This window comes from Marivita sp. S2033 (assembly GCF_046592965.1).
Classification (GTDB): domain Bacteria; phylum Pseudomonadota; class Alphaproteobacteria; order Rhodobacterales; family Rhodobacteraceae; genus Marivita.
On the sequence record NZ_JBISBV010000006.1, the window covers coordinates 191,058 to 212,271 of the forward strand.

General features: G+C 62.2%; 17 protein-coding genes. 10 read left to right on the forward strand and 7 right to left on the reverse strand.

What is annotated here, in order from left to right; all coding sequences use genetic code 11:
* The first annotated feature begins 4 nt into the window (after window positions 1–4).
* From ACGKZZ_RS12380 to ACGKZZ_RS12395, 4 genes are all read left to right on the forward strand, one after another.
* Window positions 5–2,956 carry a helicase-related protein gene (locus tag ACGKZZ_RS12380; protein WP_411223878.1) on the forward strand — a complete coding sequence of 984 codons (2,952 nt, stop codon included), beginning with the start codon at window positions 5–7 and terminating at the stop codon, window positions 2,954–2,956.
* Window position 2,957: 1 nt separating this feature from the next.
* Window positions 2,958–3,338, forward strand: a complete 381-nt coding sequence (locus ACGKZZ_RS12385; protein WP_411223879.1) for an RNA-binding S4 domain-containing protein — start codon at window positions 2,958–2,960, stop codon at window positions 3,336–3,338.
* Between the two features lie 49 nt (window positions 3,339–3,387).
* Window positions 3,388–3,726, forward strand: a complete 339-nt coding sequence (gene fdxA / locus ACGKZZ_RS12390; protein ID WP_411223880.1) for a ferredoxin FdxA — start codon at window positions 3,388–3,390, stop codon at window positions 3,724–3,726.
* 276 nt (window positions 3,727–4,002) lie between these two features.
* Window positions 4,003–4,521, forward strand: a complete 519-nt coding sequence (locus tag ACGKZZ_RS12395) for a CarD family transcriptional regulator (RefSeq protein ID WP_411223881.1) — start codon at window positions 4,003–4,005, stop codon at window positions 4,519–4,521.
* Window positions 4,522–4,574: 53 nt separating this feature from the next.
* Here the strand turns inward: ACGKZZ_RS12395 and ACGKZZ_RS12400 are convergent, their stop codons facing one another.
* Together ACGKZZ_RS12400 and ACGKZZ_RS12405 are read right to left on the reverse strand one after the other, a co-directional pair.
* On the reverse strand, window positions 4,575–6,455 hold the full coding sequence (locus ACGKZZ_RS12400; protein WP_411223882.1) for a monovalent cation:proton antiporter-2 (CPA2) family protein: 1,881 nt from the start codon (window positions 6,453–6,455) through the stop codon (window positions 4,575–4,577).
* Window positions 6,456–6,589: 134 nt separating this feature from the next.
* Window positions 6,590–9,064: a hypothetical protein gene (locus ACGKZZ_RS12405; protein WP_411223883.1), complete on the reverse strand. Its 2,475-nt coding sequence runs from the start codon at window positions 9,062–9,064 to the stop codon at window positions 6,590–6,592.
* Between the two features lie 163 nt (window positions 9,065–9,227).
* On the opposite strand from ACGKZZ_RS12405, the gene ACGKZZ_RS12410 reads away from it, so the two are divergent.
* The 5 genes from ACGKZZ_RS12410 to ACGKZZ_RS12430 all read left to right on the forward strand — a co-directional run bounded on the left by ACGKZZ_RS12410 (window position 9,228) and on the right by ACGKZZ_RS12430 (window position 15,440).
* Window positions 9,228–9,926 carry an SIMPL domain-containing protein gene (locus tag ACGKZZ_RS12410; RefSeq protein ID WP_411223884.1) on the forward strand — a complete coding sequence of 233 codons (699 nt, stop codon included), beginning with the start codon at window positions 9,228–9,230 and terminating at the stop codon, window positions 9,924–9,926.
* A gap of 75 nt (window positions 9,927–10,001) precedes the next feature.
* Window positions 10,002–11,006 (forward strand): hypothetical protein, encoded by a 1,005-nt coding sequence (locus ACGKZZ_RS12415; RefSeq protein WP_411223885.1) that lies wholly within the window; start codon window positions 10,002–10,004, stop codon window positions 11,004–11,006.
* A 115-nt stretch (window positions 11,007–11,121) separates the two neighbouring features.
* Window positions 11,122–12,147 carry an ABC transporter substrate-binding protein gene (locus tag ACGKZZ_RS12420; RefSeq protein ID WP_411223886.1) on the forward strand — a complete coding sequence of 342 codons (1,026 nt, stop codon included), beginning with the start codon at window positions 11,122–11,124 and terminating at the stop codon, window positions 12,145–12,147.
* 2 nt (window positions 12,148–12,149) lie between these two features.
* Complete coding sequence (locus ACGKZZ_RS12425; RefSeq protein WP_411223887.1) at window positions 12,150–14,363, forward strand: ABC transporter permease; 2,214 nt, start codon at window positions 12,150–12,152, stop codon at window positions 14,361–14,363.
* Between the two features lie 12 nt (window positions 14,364–14,375).
* A complete protein-coding gene (locus tag ACGKZZ_RS12430) occupies window positions 14,376–15,440 on the forward strand; it encodes an ABC transporter ATP-binding protein (RefSeq protein WP_411223888.1) in 1,065 nt (354 codons plus the stop codon).
* Here ACGKZZ_RS12430 and ACGKZZ_RS12435 read toward each other — a convergent pair.
* The 4 genes from ACGKZZ_RS12435 to ACGKZZ_RS12450 form a co-directional block, all read right to left on the reverse strand.
* Window positions 15,437–16,219, reverse strand: a complete 783-nt coding sequence (locus ACGKZZ_RS12435; protein WP_411223889.1) for an inositol monophosphatase family protein — start codon at window positions 16,217–16,219, stop codon at window positions 15,437–15,439. The genes ACGKZZ_RS12430 and ACGKZZ_RS12435 overlap by 4 nt on opposite strands.
* Before the next feature lie 64 nt (window positions 16,220–16,283).
* Window positions 16,284–16,970: a fumarylacetoacetate hydrolase family protein gene (locus ACGKZZ_RS12440; RefSeq protein WP_411223890.1), complete on the reverse strand. Its 687-nt coding sequence runs from the start codon at window positions 16,968–16,970 to the stop codon at window positions 16,284–16,286.
* Between the two features lie 59 nt (window positions 16,971–17,029).
* Entirely contained in the window at window positions 17,030–18,058 is a 1,029-nt protein-coding gene (locus ACGKZZ_RS12445) for a Rieske 2Fe-2S domain-containing protein (protein WP_411223891.1), read from the reverse strand.
* A gap of 96 nt (window positions 18,059–18,154) precedes the next feature.
* On the reverse strand, window positions 18,155–19,132 hold the full coding sequence (locus tag ACGKZZ_RS12450; RefSeq protein WP_411223892.1) for a LysR substrate-binding domain-containing protein: 978 nt from the start codon (window positions 19,130–19,132) through the stop codon (window positions 18,155–18,157).
* A gap of 72 nt (window positions 19,133–19,204) precedes the next feature.
* On the opposite strand from ACGKZZ_RS12450, the gene ACGKZZ_RS12455 reads away from it, so the two are divergent.
* On the forward strand, window positions 19,205–20,305 hold the full coding sequence (locus ACGKZZ_RS12455; RefSeq protein WP_411223939.1) for a hypothetical protein: 1,101 nt from the start codon (window positions 19,205–19,207) through the stop codon (window positions 20,303–20,305).
* Here the strand turns inward: ACGKZZ_RS12455 and ACGKZZ_RS12460 are convergent.
* On the reverse strand, window positions 20,302–21,177 hold the full coding sequence (locus ACGKZZ_RS12460; protein ID WP_411223893.1) for an amino acid ABC transporter permease: 876 nt from the start codon (window positions 21,175–21,177) through the stop codon (window positions 20,302–20,304). The genes ACGKZZ_RS12455 and ACGKZZ_RS12460 overlap by 4 nt on opposite strands.
* Window positions 21,178–21,214: the final 37 nt, after the last annotated feature.

Consider the following 21,214-nt stretch of genomic DNA (forward strand, 5'->3'; position numbering starts at 1 on the left):
TGACATGGCCGAATACGCGCGGGTCGCGGCCATTCTTGGCCCGACCAACACTGGCAAGACCCATTACGCCATCGAACGGATGCTGGGCCATCGCACCGGCATGATCGGCCTGCCGCTGCGCCTTTTGGCGCGCGAGGTCTATGACAAGATCGTCTCGGTGCGTGGCCCCTCGGTGGTGGCGCTGGTCACCGGCGAGGAACGCATCGTGCCGCCGCGTGCGACCTATTGGGTCTGCACGGTCGAGGCGATGCCCGAGGGCATGGGCTGCGATTTCGTCGGTATCGACGAGATCCAGCTTTGCGCCGATCCCGAGCGCGGCCACGTGTTCACCGACCGCCTTCTGCGCATGCGCGGGCAACGCGAAACGCTGTTCATGGGGTCGGACACGATGCGCGGCCCGATCGCCGGGCTCGTGGATGGTGTCGAGTTTGTCCGCCGCGAGCGGATGAGCCAGCTCTCCTATACCGGATCGAAAAAGATCAGCCGGTTGCAGCCCCGCACGGCCATCGTCGGTTTCTCGGTGGAAAACGTCTATGCGATTGCGGAGCTGCTGCGCCGCCAGAAAGGCGGGGCGGCGGTGGTCATGGGCGCGTTGTCGCCACGCACCCGCAACGCGCAGGTCGATCTGTACCAGAACGGCGAGGTCGATTTCCTTGTGGCGACCGACGCCATCGGCATGGGGTTGAACCTTGATATCAACCATGTCGCGTTTTCTTCGCTGACGAAATTCGACGGTCGGCGGATGCGTCCCCTCATGCCGAACGAACTGGCGCAGATCGCCGGACGGGCAGGGCGCGGCATGTCGAACGGCACATTCGGCGTCACCGGAGAGGCCGGGCCGATTCCCGACGAGGTGGCCGAGGCGATCTGCAACCATCGCTTCACGCCGCTGAAAAAGCTGAACTGGCGCAGCTCCGATCTGCGCTTCGGCAGCATCGAGACGCTGATTGCCTCGCTTGAAGTCAGCCCGAATGACGACCGTCTGCTCAAGGCGCGCGAGGCCGACGATCTGCAAGCCCTGAAGGCGCTCAGCGCAGTGGCCGAGGTGCAGGCGCGTGCCTCTGATCCGAGATCCGTACAGCTTTTGTGGGATGTATGCCGCATTCCGGATTTCCGCGGCATATCTCATGCGGAACATGCTGGCCTTTTGGACGTTATCTTTTCGCACCTGCACCAACGCGGCGCGATCCCTGACGATTTTCTTGCGCGTCAGGTCAACCGGATCGATAGGACAGATGGCGACATTGACACTTTATCCAAACGACTGGCGTATATCCGCACGTGGACCTATGTCGCGCAGCGCAAAGGCTGGGTGCAGGACGAAAGCCATTGGCGCGACCAGACACGCGCTGTAGAAGACAGATTGTCGGACGCGCTGCACGAGCGTTTGACCCAGAGATTTGTTGATCGGCGCACATCCGTGCTTTTGCGCCGGTTGAAACAGAAGGAGGCCCTTTTGGCCGAAGTGAATGACAAGGGTGAAGTCACCGTCGAAGGCGAATTCGTCGGCAGGCTCGAAGGGTTCCGGTTCCGCCAGGACAAGGACGCGACCGGACAGGAAGCCAAGACGTTGAAAACAGCGTCCTTGCAGGCGCTCGCGCCGCATTTCCATCTCCGGGCGGATCGGTTCTACAATGCCCCCGACACCGAGATGGATTTTACCGAGCAGGGTGGTCTCATGTGGGGCGATCAGGCGATCGGTAAACTGGCGGCGGGTGATGATCCGTTGAAACCGCGCGTCGTCGCGTTCGTTGATGACGAAGCGGGACCGGATGTTGCGGCCAAGGTGCAGCGCCGCTTGCAGCACTTCATCGACCGCAAGATTGCCGCCCTGTTCGAACCGCTGATCAACCTTCAGAACGATGAAACGCTGAGCGGGCTTGCGCGTGGATTCGCGTTCCGCATCGGCGAGGCGATGGGCATCTTGCCGCGCTCGGAAGTTGTCGAGGACGTCAAGGCGCTCGATCAGGATGCGCGCGGGATGCTGCGCAAGCACGGGCTGCGCTTTGGCCAGTTCACCATTTTCATGCCGCTCTTGCTGAAACCTGCACCGACTCGGCTGCGGCTGGTGCTGTGGAGCCTGTCCAAGAACCTCGACACGTTCCCCGAAGCGCCACCACCCGGACTTGTCACCGTCCCGAATACGCCGGGCACGCCGCCGGAACATCACACCGTGGCCGGATACCGCGCCGCCGGTGATCGGGCGATCCGCATCGACATGCTGGAACGTCTGGCCGATCTTCTGCGCGCGCAAGACAGCCGGGGCGGGTTTGAGGCCAACCCCGACATGCTGTCGATCACCGGTCTGACCTTGGAGCAGTTCGCGGACCTGATGCAGGGTCTTGGCTACAAGGCCGAGCGCGGAGAGCGCGAGAAGGTGCGTGCGGTCGATGCCGTCGTACCGGGTGCGGATGCTGCCACGGCGAGAGAGCAGGACGCGGCCGAGGATGGCGCGGTGCCGATTTCGGACACTCCGGTCATGGACACCGCACAGGAAGGCGCGCCGGGCACCAACCCCGATCCGGCAACCGCCCCCGAGGCGGCCGATATTTCCGACGCGGCTGCGGAAATGCCCGCCGACGGGATCGCGCCCGTGGCCGATACGCCGACAGATGCGCCCGAAGAAACTCCCATCCCGGTCAATTCCGAAACCGAGATCTCGCCCGGTGCGGTGCCAGACGCGGCCATTGCCGGTCCGGAAACCGAGGTGTTCTACCGCTTCACCTGGCGCGGCACCCGCCCCGACCGGCAGCCCCGCCGTGATGGCGGTGCAAAACCACGCCGTGACGGGAAGCCGCAGGGCGACCGTCCGCGCGGAAAAGGCAAGCCCAAGGGCAAGCCGGGTGGGGACAAAGGTGAGAAATCCTTCCAGTCGCGCCCCCCGAAGAAGGAAAAGCAGATTGACCCTGACAATCCATTCGCCGCCGCGCTGATGGGTCTGAAGGGCAAAGACTGAGTTGACCGAGCCGACAACGAAGCTGCGCGTGGACAAATGGTTGTGGCACGCGCGGTTCTTCAAGACCCGCAGTCTTGCCGCCAAGATCGTGTCGGCCGGCAAACTGCGGGTGAACGGGCAACCGATTTCCAAACCGGCCCATGCGGTGACAGCCGAGGATGTTCTGACCTTTCCACAGGCGCGCGAGGTGCGGGTGATCAAGGTATTGGCGCTTGGCGAACGGCGCGGTCCGGCCCCCGAAGCGCAGGCGCTCTATGACGATCTGTCGCCGTCCCAAGCGCGCGAGCCAGAGCCGCACACCCCCCGCTTTGAGGGCAAGGGACGTCCAACCAAGAAAGATCGTCGCGCTTTGCAACAAACCCGCTCGGACATGGTTGAATGATCCGGAGCGGTGGACTAGCTAGCCTGCAAAGCACGAACGGACCGCGCCCATGACCTATATCGTCAACGACAACTGCATCGCCTGCAAATACACCGACTGCGTCGAGGTGTGCCCGGTGGATTGTTTCTACGAGGGCGAAAACATGCTGGTGATCCATCCTGACGAATGTATCGACTGCGGCGTGTGCGAACCCGAATGTCCGGCAGACGCCATCCGTCCCGACACCGAGCCGGACATGGAGCAATGGGTCGAGTTCAACCGCAAGTATTCAGAGATGTGGCCGGTGATCATCACCAAGAAAGATCCGTTGCCCGGTGCCGACGAAAAAGATGGCGAGCCCGGAAAACTGGACAAATACTTCTCCGAAGCGCCGGGTGAGGGCGGATAGCGATTCGCACCCCGACCGGGCGCTGCCGGTCGGTTTTTAGCCTAACGCCTTGATCGCGAACGCATTTAACGCGTCAACCACCAGACTACCGCGATCACGCGATTCGTGCTATAGTGTCTTCAGAAATGAGACCTGTGGGATACGCGCCTTGCCAGTGCAGGGTTTGAAGCTGAAACAAGCTTGCTTTGAAACGCGATATGGAAACGAACGGAAGCTGTGCCTCCGTGCGTTGTTTTTGTCTGTTATCACACGGGTGCACGCCAAGAAAGGTACCGAATGTCCAAGTCCAAGAAATCCGAATTCCGCCCGAATGATTTTGTTGTCTACCCCGCGCATGGCGTTGGCCAGATCGTGTCGATCGAAGAGCAGGAAATCGCCGGCATCACGCTGGAGCTATTCGTGATCTCGTTCGAGAAGGACAAGATGACACTGCGCGTGCCGACACACAAGGCAACGGAAATCGGCATGCGCTCGCTCAGTTCTCCCGATGTGATCGGGCAGGCGATGAAAACGCTCAAAGGCAAGGCCAAGGTCAAGAAGGCCATGTGGTCGCGCCGGGCGCAGGAATACGAGCAAAAGATCAACTCCGGCGATCTGATCGCGATTGCCGAGGTCGTGCGCGACCTGCACCGCGCCGACGACCAGCGCGAGCAGAGCTATTCCGAGCGTCAGCTTTACGAAGCGGCGCTGGAGCGTCTGACACGTGAGGTCGGTGCGGTATCGGGTGGCGACGAAGTGGTTGCGGCCAAGCAGATCGGCGATGTGCTGACATCTCGCACCGCTGCTGCGGCGTAAGCCAAACCAGCCGGAAGATCGAAAAATGCGGCCCCTGCGAGGGGCCGTTTTTTTTATTTAACATCGTCCTCGGTGTTTTCCAGCGCGGCGAGAAGCGAGGCTTCCAGCTCCTTCTCAAGCTCGACGGCACGGGCGATGTAGGGTTCGTTTTGTGCCGAGGGCACGTCGGAGCGCCAGAGCTTGGCAAGCTCGCGCACCGAATGGCGGTCGTGACGGTAAAACAGCTTTTCGGCCTCTGCCGCTTCAAATTCGCTGAGCCCGATATTTTCCAGCACATAACGGCCTGCGCGCAACGAGCCGTCGAACAATTCGCGCACGATGTCGTTCGCCCCGGCCTGATACAGCCGGTAGGTGTGGGTGCGATCCCGCGAACGCGCGACGATATGGATGTCGGGCCGGATGCGGCGGGCGTATCGCACCAGCCGTTCGGCAGCATCCGGATCATCCAGCGCCACCATCAGAACGCGCGCCTCGTCGATCCCGGCCGCGTGCAGCAAATCAGGGCGCAGGGGGTCACCGAAAAATCCCTGAAAGCCAAAGCGGCGCATCAGTTGAATGGTTTGCAGATTGTTGTCGATCACCACCGTCTTGGCCCCCACCGATTGCACCAGCCGGTTGACGATCTGGCCAAACCGCCCGATGCCAGCAATGATGACAGCGCCTTTTTCGTCGATGGTGTCGTGTTCGGGGTCGTCCAGCCCGTCGTTGATCCGCTTCGAAAGCACCTCGTAAATCATGAACGCCAGCGGTGTGATCAGCATCGACAGCGCCACGATCAGCGACAGCCGATCCGCGAGGCCGGCAGGCAACACGGATTGCTGCAGCGAGAACGAGATCAGCACAAAGCCGAATTCCCCCGCCTGCGCCAGCCCCAGAGTGAACAGCCATTGATCGCGCCCGCGCAGCCGGAACGCGCGCCCCAGACCATAAAGGATGAGACCCTTGAGCACCATGAGGCCAAGCGCGAGCCCCAGGAACGTCAGCGGTTCGGAGGAGAGCAGCCCGAAATCAATGCCCGCACCCACGGTGATGAAGAACAACCCCAGCAGCAAACCCTTGAACGGTTCGATGTCGGATTCCAGCTCATGCCGGAACTCGCTGTTCGCCAGCACCACTCCGGCGAGGAAGGTGCCAAGCGCCGGTGACAGGCCGACAGTTGTCATCAGAAACGCGATCCCGATCACGATCAGCAAGGCCAGCGCGGTGTACATCTCGCGCAGATGGGCGGCGTGGATATAGCGAAAGATCGGACGCGCGCCGTAGATGCCGCCAAGAATGATCATCGCCACCACCCCCAGCGTGACAAGCGTCACCCCCCAACCGGGAAGCCCTTCGACCAGCGATATCGCCACATCATGCGCCTCGTCGCCATGCTCTGCGAGGTTGCGCGCGATGGAACCGTCCTCGTTGATTGTCGGCTGATGTGGAAGCGCCAGCAGCGGCAGGAAGATCAGCATCGGAATGACGGCGATATCCTGCGTCAGCAGCACCGAAAACGCCGAGCGTCCGCCGCCGGTTTGCATCAGGTTCTTCTCGGTCAGGGTTTGCAACACGATCGCGGTCGAGGAGAGCGCAAATATCATGCCAATGGCCAGCGCGACTTGCCAGACCTGGCCCATGAACAACGCCGCGACCATGACCGTGAGCATGGTCACCAGGAGCTGCAAACCACCCAGCCCGATCAGGCGATGGCGCATATCCCACAAGGCGCGCGGCTCCAGCTCTAGCCCGATGAGAAACAGCATCATCACCACGCCGAACTCGGCAAAGTGCTGGAGGTCGGTGGTGTCGGTGACAAGCCCGAACCCCGGCCCTATGACAACTCCGGCAAGCAGGTAGCCCAGCACCGACCCGAGGCCGAGGCGTGACGCGATGGGAACCGCGATCACCGCAGCCAGCAGAAAGACCGATGCCAGAAAAAGAAACTCACCCATGCTCGACGTGCCTTTTTATTGATGCGCAGGATGCAAGGGTCGGTGGCGGCTTGGCAACCGGATGTGGCGCGGTTTTACGGGTTGATTGGAAATTACCGTCGTGCCGCGACAGGAAATGCCCAATCCTTGGGCGCTCAGCCGCCCGGCATGTCCAGAACCACGTTCTTGCCCCGCTTCACATAGCGCAGTTCGCTGTTGCCGATGGCGGCAACCTGCCCGCCGTCCAAACGGTCGCCCACCTTGACCTTCTGGTAGCGCCCGTTCGACAGACGCACCAGCGCGCGGCGGTTTGCGGGTTTGCCATAAACGCCGATCAGATTGATGCGGCGCATGTTCATCGCATTGCTGATCGTGGCCTGCCGCGCCACATTGGCGGACGAGGGGATCTTGGGCTGAACCGCACGCGGCGCAACTGCGGCGGCCTGGGTCACTTGAGCGGGGCGTGATTCTTCGGCCTTTCGCGCGCGCTCGACGATGGCGGCGAAGTTGCGCGGCCGTGTGACGGGCGCTGAGGATTGCGCAACCGCGAACCTGGTGGCTTCGGGCTGGGCCTCTTCCTCTTGCGCCTTGAGGGTTTCGGGTCGCGCGGAGGGGCGCAGCGCGGCCAGTTCGGCGCGGGTGTTTCCGGCCAGTTGCGCGCGTTCGTTGCCTTCCACCAAACCGCCGGGGCGCGGGCGCGGGCGGAACCCTTGCAACACCGCATCCGCAATCACCGCGTCGGTATCGAGTTCGGGCACAATTTCGGGCGCTTGCGGGCGCGCGGGTGGGACGACGGGCGGAAGACCGGCAAAGATGCGCACTCCTTCGGGGTTGAGCGCGCCTTCCGGTGTCGCGATGACCAGACCGCGCTCGTCCAGATCATAGCGCGTGCCGGGCAGGGCGGGATTGGGCAGCGACAGGTAAGCTTCGTCGTTGCGCAAGGCTTGCGCGCCGGGCAGGGCAATCGCGTCGAATTGTTGAACGCTCTTGTCGATGGATGCAACGTAGAGATCGTCAAGCGTCGTCAGAGCCGGAGGCGCTGGCGCTGCGGGTGCGCGTTGCCAGATGCCGGTTGCGGCATAGCGCGCGTCGGCTTCTTCCGGGGTCAGCGCGGCGGGCGGCGGCAGCAAGTCGGAGAGCCCGTCAGCTTCAGGCGTGTTCACATCGCCGGTGTCGAGCGCCGCCATTTCGACGTCGCTCTCGGTGTCGGGCGGTGCGGTGACTGATCCGTCGATCGGCTCGAATTCGACATCCGGCATCCGTGCAATCGACGGGGTGGCGTCGTCGCGATTGAAGAACCGCGAGATGCCTTCGTCAAGGAAAACGCTCGCCCACGCGGCGACGGCCAACAGGAATACCAACAGCGCGGCGGTCAGCATCAGGCCGAGGAAGCGCGGCTTGCCACCGATCTGCGGCTCGGTGCGCGCACCGAATACCGTCATGCGCTGGCGCTCGTTCGGGGTCGCGGTCTGGGCGTCCGGCGTTGCGTCAGGATCGCGCCCCGCCCGCATCGCCGCAATGCGCGCCACAGCGGCGCGCGCCGGACCGGGATCATGCGGGGGTTTGGCTGGCTGGGGCGCTGCGCCCGGTTTTGACGGACCGGTTTGAGCCTTGGCGGGCGTGGCGGCCGGTTCCTTGGTAGCGCGGCGGGTGAAAAAGCCGAACCCCTTGCGTGGCGCCGGATCGTCGGCCGTCTCGACCTGCAAGACTGGTCCGGTCACATCGGCCTTGCCTGTACCTGTACCTTTGCCAGTGCCACGCGCGCTACCCAGTTTGGAGGGTGGCGCGGCGCTTGGAGCGGTCGGCACCCGCGGCGCGGGTTTGGAGGCAGGTTGCGGCGGGACGTCCCCGCGCGAGGCGCGGATCGACGTGAACGCGGGGGCTGGCGTCGCGTCGGGCTGTGCGACTGCCAGCGGCGTGGCGTCAGCGGCAGGGGTGTGATCGGTCTCGTCGGCGTTTGGTGTGTCTTTGGCGGCACCGGGCTTCAATGCCTCGGTCGCGTCGGACTGATCGTCCTTTGCGCTGTCCTTGTCGGCCGTATCTTCGGAACCCGCGTCTGTCACCGTTTGATCGGTCACATCGTTTGCCGTGGGCAGGGGCGTGGCGACGATGGTGATCGCGGAGTCGGCCCTGGATGGTGCAGATCCGGTCCAACTGGCGGCGGCTCCGAAAAACACCTCGCCGCTGAACGCGCCGTCAGGTGCGGCCGCGACAAACGAAACCGGTTCGAAATGGTGGCTCTTTGCGAAGGCTTCAGCCTCGTCCAGAGTCTCGTTGGCGACGGCTGCGACATGGATCTGGCCATCCGACCGGGACCAGTCAAAACTCAGATCCTCGACCGCATAGGGCGTGGCGCCGTCCAGCGCTGCGCGGATGTCGTCTTGCAACCTGTCGGCATCCTGTCCGGCGTCGGGCAGGCTCAGATATTTGATCTGCTCGTTCGGAACGACCAGCATGACCTTCCCGCCGGTGCTTGAAAGCGCGTCCGCTTCGGTGCGCAAATCCGCGAGCGCGGCGCGCAGATCATCGGCATCCAGCGCAACATCGCCAACACGCGCCCAGCCACCGGGCACGCGGTGCAGCAGCGAAATACCGTCAAACGAAAGGGTGAGGGCCAGGTCTGGAGTCATACCGCCATTTTAACAGCCATTCTCGCAGGATGGGAGTCATCTGAATAACTCTTTGGTGCGTCAAAGCAGGCTTTCGCGCAAGACCATAAGACCGCTTGCCAGCGGGTGCCCGCTTGGGGATGGTGGCGACAGACATGCAGACATCAGCAAAATGAAGGCAATCATGAACCGATTTACAACCTATCTCGCAGCAATCGCGGTCGTTCTGGGCGTTTCGAGCGCTTGGGCCGATGAAAGCGGCCGGATCACCGTGTCCGGCGAGGGCAGCGTTTTTGCGGTGCCCGACATGGCCGTCATCACCATGGGGGCCAGCGCCGAGGCGGACACCGCCAAGGCGGCGATGGACGAAACCTCGGCGATCACCTCGGCGATTCTGGACCAGTTGGCAGAACTGGAGGTCGCGCCGCGCGATATTCAAACCTCCGATCTGACGCTCAACCCGGTCTGGACCAACCGCTCGAACAATGACGAGCGGCCGCGCATCGACGGCTATCAGGCGTCAAACCGCGTGACCGTGCGGATCCGCGATCTGGAAAAGCTGGGACAAGTGCTCGACGCGGTGCTGGGCGACGGTGCGACCGATCTGGGCGGCTTGCAGTTCAGCCTGTCCGAGCCGGAGCCTTTGATGAACGAAGCCCGCATCAAGGCGGTCGCGGACGCACGTGCGCGTGCCGAGCTGTTTGCCAAGGCCGCCGGCGTCACCCTGGGCGATCTGATCGACCTCAGCGAAACCGGCCGTGGGTCGCCGCGACCCGAGATGCTGGGCATGGCGCGGGCGTCGGACTCGGGCGTTCCGGTGGCGCAGGGTGAGACCGAACTGCGCGCCGGGGTAACACTTGTCTACGAGATCGACACACCCTGAACTCTGCTCTAGGCGGAGCGGGGCGGCGTGCCTATAGTGGCGGAAAAACCAAGAGCAGACCGCCAAAGGATCGTCATGGCACGCCGCCCGGCACCCCCGAACCCCATCAATGTGTTGATCATCGGCCAGATGGGGCGGCTGGCGTATGAGGCATTGTTATTTGCGCTCTCGATGACGGCCAACACCAGGGATCCGCGCTTCAGGCTCTATGTCGCCGAGCCGCAGCCCGGCGCGCTTTGGAACACCGACCCAACCATCCGCCCCGAGCCGTTGCGGGAGATGATCGAAGCGCAGGGCGCGACGATACTGCCGTTCGAAAATCGCCAATTCGGCAGCGATTACCCCTATGGCAACAAGATCGAGGCGCTGTTCGCGCTGCCCAAGGGCGAACCGTTTGTGTTTTTCGACACCGATACGCTCATCACCGGCGAACTGGGGGACGTGCCGTTCGATTTTTCAAAACCCGGCGCGTCGTTGCGGGTCGAGGGAACGTGGCCGCAGCTCGAACTCTACGGTCCGGGGTATGGCGAGATCTGGAAGTCGCTCTATGACCGCTTCGATCTCGATTTCCAAAGCTCGCTCGATCTTGACCAGCCCGATGAATACTGGCGGCGGTATCTCTATTTCAACGCCGGGTTCTTCTATTACCAATGCCCGCATGAGTTCGGCCAACTCTTTCTCGATATGGCGCTTTCGATCCAGCAAGACCCGCCAGAGCCACTGATCTGTCAGCCGCTCAAGCCGTGGCTCGACCAGATCGCGCTGTCTCTGGTGATCCACAAGCTGGGCGGCGGGCGCGACGCGCTTGCGCCGGGGTATCTGGACGGCAAGACAAGCGTTCACTACCGCAACATGCCGCTGCTCTACGCGCGCGAAAGCGACGGCGTGGTCGACCTGCTGGAACGGATCGCCGCTCCCAATCAGGTGAAAAAGCTGCTCAAGGGCTATGAGCCGTTTAAGCGGATGATCTATCAAAACCGCGGCCACAAGGTGCGCGCGCTGTTTGACCGGGATCATCTGCCGTCGCGCGAACAACCCATCCGCCAGCAGATCAAGAAGAACGGCTTCTGGATGGTCTGATCCGCGCTGTGCAGAAACGGCGCTCCAACGGCGCTGATTTTCTTGCCAGATCAAAAATGACTCCCTAGGCTCGGCTTCAATGAGAACAAGAAAAGTCCATAGGGGGACCACAAACATGACGAAATTCAAGACATTGACCGGCGCATCCGTGCTGGCATTCGTTGCAGCCACCGGCGCGGCATCAGCCGACAAGCTGACGTTCTATTGCTCGGCGCAGGAAGAATGGTGCCAGTTGATGGCCAACAGTTTCGAGGACGAAACCGGCATCGACGTGGCGATGACGCGCAAGTCCTCGGGCGAGACATTTGCCCAGATCAAGGCGGAAAGCTCCAACCCGCGCGGCGACGTCTGGTGGGGCGGCACGGGCGATCCGCATTTGCAGGCCGCCGAGGAAGGCCTGACGGCGGAATACATCTCGCCGATGCGCGACCAGTTGCACCCTTGGGCTATCTCGCAAGCCGAAAGCGCCGATAACAAGACCATCGGCATCTATTCCGGCGCGCTGGGATATGGCTATAACCGCGATCTTCTGGAGTCGAACGACCTGCCCGTACCGGCCTGCTGGAAAGACCTGCTCAAACCCGAGTACAAGGGCCATGTGCAGATGGCGAACCCGAATTCATCCGGCACAGCCTATACCGCACTCGCCACCATGGTGCAGTTGTTCGGCGAAGACGAAGGCTTTGAATTCATGAAGGGCCTGCACGCCAATATCAACCAGTACACAAAATCCGGCTCTGCCCCGATCAAGGCGGCCGGGCGCGGCGAAACCACCATCGGCATCGTGTTCATGCATGACGCCGTGGCACAGGCGGTCAGCGGCTTCCCGGTCGAGGTAGTCGCACCCTGCGAAGGCACCGGCTACGAGATCGGCTCCATGTCGATCATCGACGGCGCGCGCAACATGGACAGCGCCAAGGCGTTCTATGACTGGGCGCTAAGCCCGGAGGCACAGAACCTTGCGTTGCAGGTCAAGGCGTATCAGGTGCCCTCCAACGTCAACGCCGAAACCTCCGACAGCGCGCCCGACATGAGCCAGATCAAGTTGATCGACTATGATTTCCGCACCTATGGCGCGTCCGACACCCGCCAGCGGCTGTTGCAGAAATGGGATGAAGAGGTCTCGACCCTGCCGCAATAACCATGCGCAAGGTCACCTCTGACACCACGTCCAACCCGGTTCTGATCTTCTGGATCGTCGCCGGGTTGGTCGGCTTTTTCGTGCTGCCGTGGTACGGGATCGAAGATGTCTTTGCCTTCGAATGGGTACTGGATGGCTATCCGTTCGACAGCGATTACGCGCCCGCCGCGTTCCTGATCGGGCAGGGTGAAAAGCTGTGGCTTGCGCCGATGATCCTGCCGCTGCTGGCCCCGCTTGCCGTTTTGGGGCGGCGCAAGAGCGATCCTGTCTATGCCAAGGTGCTGATTGCGGCAGGCGCCTTCGGCTTTGGCTGGCTGGTGTTTCAGGGCTTTGCCATCGGCATCAGGGGCTGGAGTTTCGGCTGGCTGGAAGCGCTGTTCGGGGATCTCGAGGATCGCCAGTACGGCATGGGTTATGGTGCTCTGATCTGCGCGTCGGCATTCCTGTTCATCTTTACCCAAGGCATCGCCGCGCGTGGCGCGATCAATGGCGATGTGTTTGTCGTCAGCTCCATCGGTGGCGTCGTGGTGATCGTCACGGTGTTCGTGTTCTTTCCCATCGCCAAGATGCTCACCGCCGCCTTCATCACGCAGGATGGCGACTATTCCTTCGCGGTGTTCTTTGGCAAGTTCTTTGACGACAGGCTCTGGGGGCTGGGGTGCCTGACCGGCGGGCGCTGCGGTGTGGCGTGGAATTCGCTGTTTCTGGCGGTGATGGTCGGGCTGATCACCACCATCCTCGGCCTCGTCTTTGCGCTGGTCGTCACCCGCTCGGGCTTTCGCTTCAAACGGGGGTTGCGGGCGCTGACGGTGTTGCCGATCATCACGCCGCCCTTCGTCATCGGCCTTGCGCTGATCCTGCTGTTTGGCATGTCGGGCTCGGTCACCGTGTTCGTCGCCGATGTGTTCGGCGTGCAGCCGACGCGCTGGCTTTACGGCTTGCCGGGCATCCTGATCGCGCAGACGCTGGCGTTCACGCCCATTGCGTTCCTGGTGCTGATCGGCGTCGTCGAAGGCGTGTCGCCGTCAATGGAGGAGGCGGCGCAAACCCTGCGGGCCAGCAAATGGCAGGTGTTCAGAACCGTGTCGCTGCCGCTGATGCGCCCGGGTCTCGCCAATGCGTTTCTGCTGGGGTTCATCGAGAGCATGGCCGATTTCGGCAACCCGCTGGTGCTGGGTGGCAATTTCGACGTGCTGTCCACGGAAATTTTCTTTGCCATCGTCGGGGCGCAATACGATCAGGGCAAGGCCGCCGTGCTGGCGATGGTGCTGCTCTGCTTCACGCTTGGCGCGTTTTACGCCCAACGCTTCTGGCTTGGCAAGAAAAGCTATACCACGGTGTCGGGCAAGGGCGACAGTGGCGTGCATCCGCATATGCCAAGCGGGTTGTCGATCCCAGTGCTGGCCATCGCGATGATCTGGGTGGCGTTCACAATCGTGGTCTACCTGATGATCTTCTACGGCTCGGTGGTCGAGCTTTGGGGCGTCAACAACACCCTCACGCTCAAGCATTACGGCACCGCCTTTTCGCTGCGGCTTGACGAGGACGGCATCCGCTGGACCGGCGCGGCGTGGGACAGTTTCTGGACCACGCTCAAGATCGCGAGCATTGCCGCGCCGCTGACGGCCGTGGTCGGGCTGATCACCGCCTATCTGCTGACGCGGCAGACGTTCCGGGGCAAGAACGCGTTTGAATTCGGCACCATGCTGTCATTCGCCATTCCCGGCACGGTGATCGGGGTCAGCTATATTCTGGCCTTCAACGTGCCGCCTATCGAGATCACCGGCACCGGCATCATCCTTGTCGTCAGCTTTATCTTCCGCAACATGCCAGTGGGCGTGCGCGCCGGGATCGCCAGCATGTCGCAGCTGGACAAATCGCTTGACGAAAGCTCCCTGACGCTGGGTGCGAATTCATGGCAAACCTTCCGCCGCGTGATCCTGCCCTTGCTGCGCCCGGCGATCCTTGCGGCGCTGGTCTACAGTTTCGTGCGGGCGATGACGGCGATTTCGGCGGTGATCTTCCTCGTGTCGGCTGAATACGACATGGCAACGAGCTATATCATCGGGCGGGTCGAGAATAACGACTACGGGCTTGCGATTGCCTATTCCACAACGCTGATCTTCGTCATGCTGGCGGTGGTGACGGCGATGCAACTGATGGTCGGGCGTACCGCGATCGGGCGGCGATTGGGCCAGTCGCGCACCAATGTTTGAGGGATCACAGCTATGAGCATCAATGCAAAGGCCGCGCCGGTCAGCTTTCGCAATGTCACCAAGGTCTATGGCAAGGATGTGGTCGCCGTCGACAGCATCAACCTCGAGATCGAGGCGGGAAAGCTGGTCACGCTGCTGGGTCCGTCGGGTTGCGGCAAGACCACGACGCTGCGGATGATCGCCGGGTTGGAAATCGCCACCGAGGGTGCGATCTACATCGGCGATCAGGACGTGACGCTGCTGCCCGCAACCGACCGCGACGTGTCGATGGTGTTTCAGTCCTACGCGCTGTTCCCGCATATGAGCGTGATCGAGAACGTGTCCTACGGGCTGACGTTTTCGGGGTTCGACAAATCCGAAACGCTCAACCGCGCGCATCAGGGGCTCGATCTGGTGGGCCTCAAGGGCTACAGCGACCGTTTGCCGTCCGAACTTTCGGGTGGCCAGCAACAACGCGTCGCAGTCGCCCGCGCGCTGGTGCTGGAACCGCAGGTGCTGCTGTTTGACGAACCCCTGTCGAACCTTGACGCCAAGCTGCGCCGACAGGTGCGCGAAGACATCCGCGACATCCAGCAATCGCTTGGCCTCACGGTCGTCTATGTCACCCACGATCAGGAAGAAGCGCTGGCGGTGTCGGACGAAATCGTCGTGATGCGCAACGCCGCCATCGCGCAGGTCGGCCCGCCACGCGAGCTTTACGATGCGCCGGCCGACCGGTTCGTCGCGGATTTCATCGGCGAGGCGAACATCATCCCGTGCGAGATCACGGACGTGCAGGGCGATATGGCGCAGATCCAGGTCGGCGATCTGCACCACCAACTCCCCGCGCGCGGATTGACAGTCGGACCGGCCAACCTTGCCGTGCGCCCGACGCGGTTCAAACTGGGCGCAGAGCAGGGCATCGGCATGACCGTCACCAAGGCGACCTATGTCGGCAGCCGGATGGAATACACGCTTGAGGCCAGCTTCGGCGCGGTCTTTGCGATCAGCGAAAACGTGGACACCCCGTGGGTCGCGGGGGATGAGATCACTGTGGGGCTGGACAGGATCGGCCCGGTCCTGCTGCCTGCGGATTAACCGTCAAGCACCTTGTCGGCGATCTCCACCAACTCGTCGAAGATACCCGCACTGCTCGCCACGACGCGGCCGCCATGCGCGATCATGTCGTCGGCAGATTGTTGTTCAACGCACCCGCCCGCCTCGGCGATGATCAACTGTCCGGCCAGACAATCCCACGCGTTCATATGCTCCTCGACATACCCAATCAGTCGCCCCGCCGCCGTATAGGCCAATGACAGCGCGCCCGACGCATTGCGGTGAAACACGCCGTCGCGCGCCAACACTTCGTCGATCAGCCTGACCGTCTTGCCCTTGTCCGACCGGTTGCAATAGCCGGTGCTGAGGCTGCCACGGTCGAACGCCGCGTCCGCCGGACAGACCAGCTTTGCGCCATTGAGGGTTGCGCCTTGTCCGCGCACCGCGTGGAAAATCTCGTCATGCACCGGATCAAGGATCACGCCGATCTGCGTGGCGTCATCCTTGACCACCGCCAGAACGACCGTCCATGCGGGAATCGCGCTGATGAAATTGGTCGTCCCGTCAATCGGGTCGATCACCCAGCGATAGCCGGAGGTGCCTTGTTTCGGCGCGTGTTCCTCTCCGACGATGCCATCCTCGGGAAACGCCTGTTCGATCAGAGAGCGGACATGCAGCTCGACGTTCTGATCGGCCTCGGACACGAAATCCTGCACGCCCTTGTCGACGATCTTCAACTCGTTCACACGCCGGAAATACTCCAGCGCCATCGCGCCGCCGCTCTTGGCAATCTCGATTGCGGCTGTTGATCTGCTGTCCATATCTCGCGTCCCCGTGTGGCGTTTCGTGCAGAGTTGCAGGCGCTTGGCCGCTTGTCCACTCGTCTCAGACGACCCGAACCGTCAGGTCGCCCAAGCTGGCAATCGACATCTCCAACACGTCACCCTTGGCCACCGGGCCAACCCCCGCAGGTGTTCCGGACAGGATGATATCCCCTGCGGCGAGCGTGAAATACTCCGACAGATAGGAAATCATCTCGGGCACCTTCCAGATCATCTGGTTCAGATCGCCCTCCTGCCGCAGATCGCCGTTCACCGACAGAGCAATGCGCCCATGATCGGGATGGCCGACATCTGTAACGGGATGGACCGGCCCACAGGGGGCGGAACGCTCGAACGCCTTGCCGATTTCCCACGGGCGGCCCATCTTCTTGGCTGTGCCCTGAAGATCGCGCCGGGTCATGTCGAGCGACAGGCCATAGCCGAACACATGCTCCAGCGCATTGCCCACCGCGATATCGCTGCCGCCCGATTTCAACGCGATCAGCATCTCGGCTTCGTGATGCACATCCGTAGAGCGGGGCGGGTAGGGAAACTCGCCCGACGGGTCGAGGTTGTCGGGGTTCTTCTGGAAAAAGAACGGCGGATCGCGGTCGGGATCATGCCCCATCTCGATCGCATGTGCGGCATAATTGCGCCCGATGCAATAGACCCGGCGGACGGGAAACCGCGCCTCGGTGCCAGCGACAGGCAGGGTGACGAGGGCGGGCGGCTCGATAACGTAAGGGGGCATCTGGGTCTCCGGAAACTGGGCTATGCCACATCGCTACAAGAGCGCAGACACCAAATCAATCAGCCTGCCATCTGTTCGGCCTCGATCGCGCGTGACAGCATCAGGCGGAACTGCTTGGCCCCGGCATCCAGCCCAAGGTCGATATAAGGCGTAGCGGGGTTTTTCATGCCCTTGTGCACCTTTTCGAGCACCGCGCGGTCTTCTTCGAACGCCATGCGCGCGCCCTTGTTCATCTGGTCCGACACCGCCTTGTTATGCGGATCGGTGTTGCGATGCTGAAACCAGAAATAGCGGGTTTTGTCTTCGGTGATCGGGGTCATGAAATTATACGAGATGTTGATCAGCGTCAGATCCACGGGCGCGCTGTCAGGCCCGCCGGTTCCTTCGGGCGTGTAGATCGACTTGTTCAAACCGATCCCCGGCAGGCACATTTCGTAGTGCTGAAGCCGGTCGCACGCGCCGTCGAATTTGACGAGATTGGCATAGTAGGGCGATGGCGGCTGGCCGTAGATCCAGCGCGATACGATCATGCCGCGATCTGTCTTGCTCACGTCAAGGGGGCCGTCGTCGGTTCCGGCGCCAGCGAAGGACGTGACATGCACCCAGGCGACATGGCTGGGGTCCAGCAGATTGTCGCAGACCCAGAGGTAATTGCAGTCGATGTCCAATGCGCCGCCTTCCGTGTATCCCCAATCAGGGTTCTCGAAATTCTCGATGGGAAAAATCAGGGCCGGATCGGCGTTGTCCGGATCGCCCATCCAGATCCAGAGCAGCCGGTAGCGGTCCACCACCGGATAGGATTTCACTACCGCGCGGCGCGGGATCTGGCCGCGTTGCGTGGGCGCTGCGACGCATGTGCCGGTGCAGTCGAATGTCAGCCCGTGATAGCCGCATTCCACCGTGTCGCCCTTGAGATTGCCCTCGGAAAGCGGCAGTTTGCGGTGCGGGCAGGCATCTTCGAGCGCGACGGGATCGCCCGCCTCGGTGCGGTAGATGACCACATCCTCGCCCAGATAGGTCTCGGCCTTGAGTTCGCGCCCATACTCCCGCGACCATCCGGCCACATACCAACAATTCCTGAGAAACATGCCCATCCCGTCGCCAACCGAAATCCGTTTGCGCAAGACTGCACCGGATCGCGGCGGCGCGCCAGTGTGGCCTGCTGATGGATCTGATTAACGTGACTAATCCCGATATGCAGTCCCGCCAATCGGCGGCGGCAACGCGATGTGCATCTCGGCTTCGGCCTCGGCCTTGATCCAGTCTATGAACAGCCGGTTTCTTGCGCATCTGCCGTGGTCTTGCGGATAGACCAGCCAATATTGCAAAGGCGAGCGCACGATCTGCGGAAACGGTCGTACCAGACGTCCGTCGCGCAGTGCATGAAGCACCAGCGGGCTGCGCCCCAAGGCCACACCGCCGCCCTGTATCGCCGCCTGTACCACCATGTTCGTCTGCCCGAAACTGCGCGTGCGGGCCGGTGTCGGCAGGGCCAGCCCGGTTTCGCGCGCCCAGTATTCCCAGTTGGGCAGGTCCGGCGCATCCGAGGTGAATTCGTCGCGGATCTGCGTGTGAAATGCCAGATCGTCGATGCTGCGCAACGGGTGCAGCCCTTCCAGCAAGGCGGGCGCGCAGACCGGAAACAGGTCTTCGCCCATCAGCGGCTCGACCACGTAGCCGGGGCGTTCGATCGCGCCGTAATGGATGGCGATATCGGCGTCGGTCTTGGCCGCGCTGCCGGGTCTGGGTGCCGTGGTGATGGAGATCGCGCATTCGGGATGCGCCTGATCGAATGTCAGAAGTCGCGGGAACAGCCAGATGAACGCAAAGCCGGGGTGGCAACTGATCACGATAGTGGCGTCGTCGCGGCGCTTGTCGCGAATGGTGTCGCAGGTTTGCGAGATCCGTCCCAGCCCGTCGGCGATGCTCTGCGCCAGCCGCGCGCCATCGGGCGTGGGTTTGGAACGGCGCGCGCCGCGCGTCACCAGATCGTGCCCCAGCCATTCCTCAAGCGCCTTCACATGCTGGCTGACCGCGCTTTGACCGACGCCCAATTCGTCGGCGGCCTCGGAAAAGCTGCCATGCCGGGCGACCGCCTCAAAGGCGCGCAGGGCAGCGAAGGGCAGGTTCAGGATCATATTAGCCAGGCTAATATAAATCATCACCGGATTCAATTAGCCCGCGCGGCGCATCGAACCTAGGCTCGGTTTGTCAGGAGACCAGATGTGAAACCGATGTCAGGCGCCGTGAATATGCTGTTGCGCTGTGCTCACGCCCAACCGGGCGAGCATGTGCTGATCGCCTATGAACCTGCGTCATACGGCTATTTCGACGACGATGTGCACCACGACGTGGCGACCACCGCACGCGATCTTGGCCTGACGGTCGAGACGATGGACGTGGGGTTCACACCATTCGCAAACGCCTTGCCCGACCCGTTGAAAGCCCGGATGGAGCAGGCCGATATCGTGATTTTCCTGGCGCGACTTGGCGATCAGTTGCGGTTTTCGGAAATGCCGAAGGACAAGCGGATCGTCGTCAGTTTTGCGTTGAACCGCGCCTTGCTGAACGCACCGTTTTGCACCACGCAGCACGACGCCATGCTGCATCTGAAAGACTGCGTCACCGAAGCGCTGATGCGGGCCGATGACATCCACGTCACGTGCCCGCGCGGCACCGATCTGCGCGGCACTCCGGCCATGCCTGACACCACATCGGGCGACACGAGCATCCTGCGGTTTCCGATGTCGGTGTTCAAACCCGTTCCGGGCGCGCAATTCTCGGGCCGCGCGGCGATCTGCGGCTTTCTCACCGGCACCGGCGCGCATTATTACGATGGCTACACGGTCGAGTTCGACGGCCCGGTCCTCGCGGTGATGGAGTGCGGCCGGCTGATCGGCTTTGAAGGCTCGCCACGCGATGTGGCCACGGCCCATGCGCAGTATGATCGGGTTGCAAACCTGTTCGGCATCGACCGAAATTGCGTGCATTCATGGCATGCGGGCATCCATCCCGCCTGCGCCTTCACGCAAGATGCGCGACAGGATTACGAACGCTGGAGCGGGCTGGCGTTCGGCAACCCGCGCATCCTGCATTTTCACACCTGCGGAGACTACGCACCGGGAGAGATCTCGATCAACGTGCTGGATCCGACGATCCGGTTCGACGGCGTTCCGGTCTGGCAAGACGGCACCTTCCATCCCGCACGTCTGAAGGGCGGGCAGGAGATTCTGGACACCTATCCAAGCGTCGCCCGCATCTTTGCGCATCCCGACCGCCGTGTCGGCCTCGACTGGCTGGATGCCCGGACCGCGCCGTTGCAAACCGCCCGCTAAGAGGTGCGGTTCTCCAGCTTGCGAAACAGCATCGACAATCCGAAACAGATCACGAAATAGAAGGCCGCAGTGGTGATCCACGCCTCAAAGATCAACCGGGTCGAGGCGACAAGTTCCACGGTCTTGAATGTCAGTTCCTGTACGGAAATCAACGAGATGATCGCGCTGTCCTTGATGAGCGTGATGAATTGGTTGGCCAGTGGCGGCAGCACCCGGCTCACGGCCTGCGGCAGCACGATATAGCGCATTTCCTGATAACGGCTCATCCCGATCGAGCGTGCGGCCTCGCGCTGGCCGTTCTCGATGGATTGAATGCCCGCGCGCACAATCTCTCCGACAAAGGCGCTTTCGAACAGGGCAAGCACGATCACGCCGGAAATCAGCGAGGGAAAGCGCCGCATGTCGCCAAAGAAGAACTCCCAGACGCCGCGGTTTTCGGACTTCGCGATCTCGCGTGCCCAGTTTTCTATATTCAGCGCCTCAATGAGTTGCTGCGACAGGAAAAAGAAGAAGATGAAGATCACCACCACAGGCGGGATATTGCGCAAAACCTCGAGATAGGTTCGCGCCAACATGCGCACCGTCAGGTTCTTGGCGCAGCGCGCGATGCCCAGGATCGTGCCGAGGATCACGGCGAGGATGCTGGCGTATATCGAAATCCGAATGGTGGTGATCAGACCCTGCAACAGCAGGTTGGCAAACCATTCCTCTCGCCCCGTGTGATAGCGCAGGATGTAGTTCGGGATCAGATGCCAGCGCCATGTGTAGTTGAGCGATCCTTCGATCTTCCACCAGATATAGCCGAAAAACGCCACCACCACGGCCAGCACAAGCCAGTCGAGCCAGTGGAGTTTTCTCAATCGTTTCAGCACGCTGCCTGTCCCGGTTCCAAAATGCCCCCCGGCGCGT

Excerpts from the sequence above, each read along its gene's own strand:
- ACGKZZ_RS12380 (WP_411223878.1), top strand. The coding sequence starts at position 5 with ATGGCCGAATACGCGCGGGTCGCGGCCATTCTTGGCCCGACCAACACT.
- fdxA (WP_411223880.1), top strand. The coding sequence starts at position 3,388 with ATGACCTATATCGTCAACGACAACTGCATCGCCTGCAAATACACCGAC.
- ACGKZZ_RS12395 (WP_411223881.1), top strand. The coding sequence starts at position 4,003 with ATGTCCAAGTCCAAGAAATCCGAATTCCGCCCGAATGATTTTGTTGTC.
- ACGKZZ_RS12400 (WP_411223882.1), bottom strand. The coding sequence starts at position 6,455 with ATGGGTGAGTTTCTTTTTCTGGCATCGGTCTTTCTGCTGGCTGCGGTG.
- ACGKZZ_RS12405 (WP_411223883.1), bottom strand. The coding sequence starts at position 9,064 with ATGACTCCAGACCTGGCCCTCACCCTTTCGTTTGACGGTATTTCGCTG.
- ACGKZZ_RS12410 (WP_411223884.1), top strand. The coding sequence starts at position 9,228 with ATGAACCGATTTACAACCTATCTCGCAGCAATCGCGGTCGTTCTGGGC.
- ACGKZZ_RS12415 (WP_411223885.1), top strand. The coding sequence starts at position 10,002 with ATGGCACGCCGCCCGGCACCCCCGAACCCCATCAATGTGTTGATCATC.
- ACGKZZ_RS12420 (WP_411223886.1), top strand. The coding sequence starts at position 11,122 with ATGACGAAATTCAAGACATTGACCGGCGCATCCGTGCTGGCATTCGTT.
- ACGKZZ_RS12425 (WP_411223887.1), top strand. The coding sequence starts at position 12,150 with ATGCGCAAGGTCACCTCTGACACCACGTCCAACCCGGTTCTGATCTTC.
- ACGKZZ_RS12430 (WP_411223888.1), top strand. The coding sequence starts at position 14,376 with ATGAGCATCAATGCAAAGGCCGCGCCGGTCAGCTTTCGCAATGTCACC.
- ACGKZZ_RS12435 (WP_411223889.1), bottom strand. The coding sequence starts at position 16,219 with ATGGACAGCAGATCAACAGCCGCAATCGAGATTGCCAAGAGCGGCGGC.
- ACGKZZ_RS12440 (WP_411223890.1), bottom strand. The coding sequence starts at position 16,970 with ATGCCCCCTTACGTTATCGAGCCGCCCGCCCTCGTCACCCTGCCTGTC.
- ACGKZZ_RS12445 (WP_411223891.1), bottom strand. The coding sequence starts at position 18,058 with ATGTTTCTCAGGAATTGTTGGTATGTGGCCGGATGGTCGCGGGAGTAT.
- ACGKZZ_RS12450 (WP_411223892.1), bottom strand. The coding sequence starts at position 19,132 with ATGATTTATATTAGCCTGGCTAATATGATCCTGAACCTGCCCTTCGCT.
- ACGKZZ_RS12455 (WP_411223939.1), top strand. The coding sequence starts at position 19,205 with ATGTCAGGCGCCGTGAATATGCTGTTGCGCTGTGCTCACGCCCAACCG.